The sequence below is a fragment of the Bacillus sp. CR71 genome, assembly GCF_003429245.1.
Classification (GTDB): domain Bacteria; phylum Bacillota; class Bacilli; order Bacillales; family Bacillaceae_G; genus Bacillus_A; species Bacillus_A thuringiensis_S.
The window spans coordinates 5,870,663-5,876,735 of record NZ_CP031748.1 but is presented as its reverse complement, the minus strand read 5'-3'; the positions used below and the strand labels follow the sequence as shown (position 1 = coordinate 5,876,735).

The following is a 6,073-nucleotide window of genomic DNA, read 5'->3' as shown; positions in this document are numbered from 1 at the left end:
AGCCCCGGTTTCCCGGAGTTATCCCAGTCTTATGGGCAGGTTACCCACGTGTTACTCACCCGTCCGCCGCTAACTTCATAAGAGCAAGCTCTTAATCCATTCGCTCGACTTGCATGTATTAGGCACGCCGCCAGCGTTCATCCTGAGCCAGGATCAAACTCTCCAATAAAGTTAGTTTGTCTAGCATCTAAAAATAAAAATTGACGTTTCACGTTGTTTGTTTCGTTTAGTTTTCAAAGTTCAATATCGCGTTTCAGCGACTTTTATAATATATCATAGTATATTATTTTCGTCAACAAGTTTTTCAAGATAATTTGTATCTCTCATTTGCTGACTCTGCCTATTATATAGATTTTGCTATCACTATGCAAGTATTATTATAAAAAAATAAGAGGGGGGGAAAATCCACCCTCTTATTCTTCAGAAGAAACCTCTTCATTAGATTCTTCTTCTTCATCTTTCTGTGCTTTTGCTACTGTCGCTACCTCTTGCTCATCCTCTAAACGAATTAGACGAACACCTTGTGTATTACGTCCCATTTGAGAGATTTGATCAACCGGCATACGAATAATAACGCCTGCGGCTGTAATTAGCATGATGTCTTCTTCACCTGTTACAGACTTAACCGCTACTAACTTACCGTTTTTATCTGTAATGTTACAAGTTTTAAGACCTTTACCACCACGGCTTTGTAGTCGATACTCTTCAACTGGAGTACGCTTACCATACCCGTTTTTCGTTACAATTAAGACATTCGTATCTTCTTCAACAATTTCCATACCTACTACTTGGTCCTCTTCGCCTAATGTAATAGCTTTTACACCAGCTGCATTACGGCCCATAGAACGTACATCTTGTTCATTGAAGCGAATTAACATACCGTTGCTTGTCCCTACGATAATATCTTTATCGCCAGATGTTAAACGTACAGAAATCACTTCATCTTCTTCACGAAGCGAAATTGCAATTAAACCGTTCGTACGTATATTTGCAAATGATGAAAGTGGCGTTCTCTTAGAAATACCTTGTTTCGTTGTAAAGAATAAGAACTGGTCGTCACCAAATTCACGAATTGGAATAATGGCATTGATCCACTCACCCTTATCTACCCCTAATAGGTTAATAATTGGTAGCCCTTTTGCAGTACGACTATACTCTGGGATTTCATATCCTTTCGTACGGTATACTTTACCCTTGTTTGTAAAGAATAAAATATGATCATGAGTAGACGTTGTTAATAAGTGTTCAACAAAGTCATCATCATTCGTACCCATTCCTTGTACACCACGTCCCCCACGGTTCTGTGTTTTGTACGTAGAAGCTGGTAACCTCTTAATATAACCGTTATGAGTTAACGTAATTGCAATATTTTGCTCAGGAATTAAATCTTCATCTTCAATAAATTCCATACCGCCAATTGTAATTTCTGTTCGTCTCTTATCATTGAAACGCTCTTTTACTTCTGTTAATTCTTCACGAATAATCTCAAGAACTTTCTCTTCATCTGCTAAAATCGCTTTTAATTCAGCAATTAAATTCATTAAATCTTGATATTCTTGCTCGATTTTTTCACGTTCTAATCCAGTTAAACGTTGCAGACGCATATCTAAAATCGCTTGCGCTTGTTTCTCACTTAAACCGAAACGTTCCATTAAGCCTTGCTTTGCAATATCAGCCGTTTTTGAACTACGAATTAACGTAATAACTTCATCAAGATGATCTAAAGCAATTCGTAATCCTTCTAAAATATGAGCACGTGCCTCTGCTTTTTCTAATTCATACGCAGTACGTCTACGGATTACTACCTTCTGGTGCTCCAAATAATGATATAAGTTTTGTTTTAAATTTAGTACTTGAGGCTCTCCATTTACAAGAGACAACATATTAATACCGAAACTTGTCTGAAGTGCTGTATGTTTATATAGATTGTTTAATAGTACGTTTGCATTGGCGTCACGACGTACTTCCATGACAATACGCATACCATTTCGGTCTGATTCATCACGTAAATCTGTAATACCTTCAATTTTCTTATCGCGAACTAATTCTGCGATTTTTTCAATTAATCGTGCCTTATTAACTTGATAAGGTAGTTCCGTTACGATAATAGATTGTTTACCATTTGATTTCTCTTCAATTTCAACTTTGGCACGAAGCATAATAGAACCGCGCCCTGTTTCATAAGCTCTACGGATGCCACTTCGACCTAAGATTAAACCTGATGTCGGGAAGTCTGGTCCAGGAATATATTCCATTAACTCCGCTATAGTAATATCCGGGTTATGACTTAATGCCAACACACCATCAATTACTTCGCCAAGTTGATGCGGCGGAATATTTGTTGCCATACCAACTGCAATACCTGTCGTACCGTTTACTAATAAATTAGGAAAACGCGCTGGTAATACAATCGGCTCTCTTTCCGAACCATCGTAGTTATCTTGATAATCAATTGTATTTTTTGAAATATCACGTATTAATTCCATAGAAATCTTAGACATTCTTGCCTCTGTATAACGCATTGCCGCTGCTGAATCTCCATCTACAGAACCGAAGTTACCATGCCCATCTACAAGCATATAACGTTGACTGAAATCTTGCGCCATACGTACCATTGTTTCATAAACGGCTGAATCACCATGAGGGTGATACTTCCCGATTACTTCACCGACAATACGTGCTGATTTCTTATACGCTTTATCAGCTGTAATTCCTAAATCATTCATCGCATATAAAACCCTACGATGCACAGGTTTTAATCCATCACGAACATCTGGTAATGCACGAGATACGATAACACTCATTGCGTAATCTAAAAATGAGGTACGCATTTCATGACTAATATTAATTTCTCGAATTCGTGCTTGTTGTTGATTGTCTGACATCAACGAGCACCTCCTCTTACGTTTCCGTTATACATACATTGATTTATATGTAGAAGACAGGAATACTTAGATTCCTGTCATTACTCATTTAAATATCAAGGTTTTTCACGTATTTTGCATTCTCTTGGATAAAGTTACGACGTGGTTCCACTTTATCACCCATTAAAATTTCAAATGTTTCATCTGCTTCTATTGCATCTTGAAGAGAAACTTGAAGTAACGAACGTACTTCTGGATCCATTGTCGTCTCCCATAGCTGAGTTGGATTCATCTCTCCAAGACCTTTATAACGTTGAATTCCTGGTTTCGGCTGGGCTGGTAACTCAGCTAATATTTTTTCAAGTTCTTTATCATTATAAGCATATTGAATTTTTTTACCTTGTTGCACCTTAAACAACGGTGGCTGTGCGATATATATATATCCACACTCAATTATTTGACGCATATAACGATAGAAGAACGTTAATAATAGGGTACGAATATGCGCACCATCAACATCGGCATCGGTCATAATAATAACTTTATGATAGCGTGCTTTTTCGATATCGAAGTCCCCACCAATATTTGTACCAATCGCCGTAATAATTGTACGAACTTCATCATTTGATAAAATCTTATCTAAGCGTGCCTTTTCAACATTAATAATTTTACCCTTCAGCGGTAAAATTGCTTGAAAATGACGATCGCGTCCTTGTTTTGCAGATCCACCCGCAGAGTCACCCTCTACGATATAAATTTCACTAATTGCTGGATCTTTAGAAGAACAATCTGCCAATTTCCCTGGTAAACTTGAAACTTCTAAAGCACTCTTTCGGCGAGTTAGCTCACGAGCTTTTTTAGCTGCTACACGCGCACGTGCTGCCATCGTTCCTTTATCTACAATCTTACGTGCAACATTGGGATTTTCCAGTAAGAATTTTTCAAAAGCCTCAGAGAATACTGACTCCGTAATCGTCCTCGCTTCACTATTTCCAAGTTTCGTCTTCGTTTGCCCTTCAAATTGTGGATTTGGATGTTTAATTGACACAATTGCTGTTAAACCTTCACGAACATCTTCACCAGTCAAATTACTATCCGCATCTTTTAAAATGTTATTTTTACGACCATAATCGTTAATCACACGTGTTAAGGCAGTTTTAAATCCTACCTCATGTGTACCACCTTCATACGTATGAATATTATTTGTAAATGAGTAAATATGATTTGTATATCCTTCGTTATATTGAAGCGCAACTTCAACTTGAATACCATCTTTTGAACCTTCTACATATACAGGCTCTTCATGAATTGGTTGTTTTGAACGATTTAAATGTTCAACATATGATTTAATTCCACCTTCATAGTGGAACTCTTTCTTTTGCTTATGTTCACGTTTATCTTCAATTGTTAATTTAATATTACGATTTAAAAACGCCAACTCACGCATACGAGTCGCTAGCGTATCGAATTCATATTCTGTCGTCTCTTTAAAAATTTCTGGATCCGGTTTAAAGCGAGTTATTGTTCCAGTCTTATCTGTATCACCGATGACTTTTAAATCTGCAACCGGAATACCTCTTTCGTATTTTTGGTAATGGATTTTACCATCACGATGTACAAATACTTCTAATTCTGTTGATAAGGCATTTACAACAGATGCACCAACACCGTGCAAACCACCAGAAACTTTGTAACCGCCACCGCCAAATTTACCACCAGCGTGGAGGACAGTCATAATAACCTCTACTGCAGGACGTCCCATTTTTTCTTGTATACCAACTGGAATACCACGTCCATTATCCGTTACAAGAATACTATTATCTTCTTCGATACTAACGTTAATTTCATCACAATATCCTGCTAACGCTTCATCGATACTATTATCGACAATCTCCCATACAAGGTGGTGAAGTCCCTTTCCACTCGTAGATCCAATATACATACCCGGACGTTTCCGAACTGCCTCTAGTCCTTCAAGTACCTGTATCTGACTTTCATCATATGCATTTTCTTGCATTTGTTTTTGTTCCATTGACACAAAGATCACCTACTTTTCCATTTAAACAGGGGTTTATGCCCTATCTATTTCACAATCTACCGTGCCGTTCGTTACATGAATTGTTTTCGCATCTTTTAATGTTTCGTGTTCAATTCCGTCGACACTCGTCGTTGTAACAAATGTTTGCACCTTTCCTTGAATTGTATTTAACAGATGTGATTGACGATAATCGTCTAATTCTGATAAAACATCATCCAGCAAAAGGATTGGATATTCTTTAACCTCTGAATAAATTAATTCAATTTCAGCTAATTTTAGGGATAGTGCGGTCGTTCGTTGTTGCCCTTGCGAACCAAAGACTTGAACATTTTTACTATTAACGAAGAATTGTAAATCATCACGATGAGGACCAATTAAAGTCGTACCACGGAAAATTTCACGTTGTTTCACAGATTGAAAACTTTCATAGTATACTTCTTTTATTTTCGACAAATCCATTGATTCTGATACATCTACACTTGGTTTATAGACAATTTCTAACTCTTCTAATCCACGGCTTATACCGCGATGAATTGGAGCTGCCCATTCCTGTAGCAAATGCAAAAATTCAAAACGTTTTTGCAGTATTTTCGCACCATGCTCAATTAGTTGAAGTGTAAATACATCCAACATCGTTTCCTCATTCTTACTATTCCCTTGCATTTTTTTCAACAAGTGATTTCGTTGCGTGAGCACCTTTTGATATTGACTTAATTCATACAAATATATAGGAGCTATTTGTCCTAATTCCATATCTAAAAAGCGTCTTCTTACTTGAGGGCTTCCTTTTACAAGATTTAAATCTTCTGGGGCAAACATGACAACGTTCATCACGCCAATATATTGACTTAACTTTTGTTGTTCAAGTTGATTTAATTTTGCCTTTTTACCTTTTTTCGAAATATTTAATTCCAAAGACAAAGAACTGTTTCTTTTTTGTAATTTCCCTTTTATTTGACCAAACTCTTCATCCCAGCGGATAAGTTCGCGATCATTAGAGGTTCTATGAGATTTCGCCATCGCTAAAACATAAATAGCTTCCATCAAGTTTGTTTTCCCTTGTGCATTTTCGCCGATAATTACATTTACCTTATCTTCAAAGGAAAGCTCTAATTTTTCATAATTGCGATAGTTTTTTAATTGTATTTCTGAAATAAACAAAGGGCTCCCC

Annotated in this window: 3 protein-coding genes; all 3 read right to left on the bottom strand. The window is 37.0% G+C overall.

Going from position 1 to position 6,073, the window contains the following annotated elements:
- Nucleotides 1-413: 413 nt before the first annotated feature.
- Nucleotides 414-2,885 (bottom strand): DNA gyrase subunit A, encoded by a 2,472-nt coding sequence (gene gyrA, locus DOS87_RS29695; RefSeq protein ID WP_001282868.1) that lies wholly within the window; start codon nucleotides 2,883-2,885, stop codon nucleotides 414-416.
- Nucleotides 2,886-2,973: 88 nt separating this feature from the next.
- Nucleotides 2,974-4,896, bottom strand: coding sequence for a DNA topoisomerase (ATP-hydrolyzing) subunit B (gene gyrB, locus DOS87_RS29690; protein WP_000435979.1), 1,923 nt, complete (start codon nucleotides 4,894-4,896; stop codon nucleotides 2,974-2,976).
- A gap of 39 nt (nucleotides 4,897-4,935) precedes the next feature.
- Nucleotides 4,936-6,063: a DNA replication/repair protein RecF gene (gene recF, locus DOS87_RS29685; protein WP_000470754.1), complete on the bottom strand. Its 1,128-nt coding sequence runs from the start codon at nucleotides 6,061-6,063 to the stop codon at nucleotides 4,936-4,938.
- Between the last annotated feature and the right edge of the window lie 10 nt (nucleotides 6,064-6,073).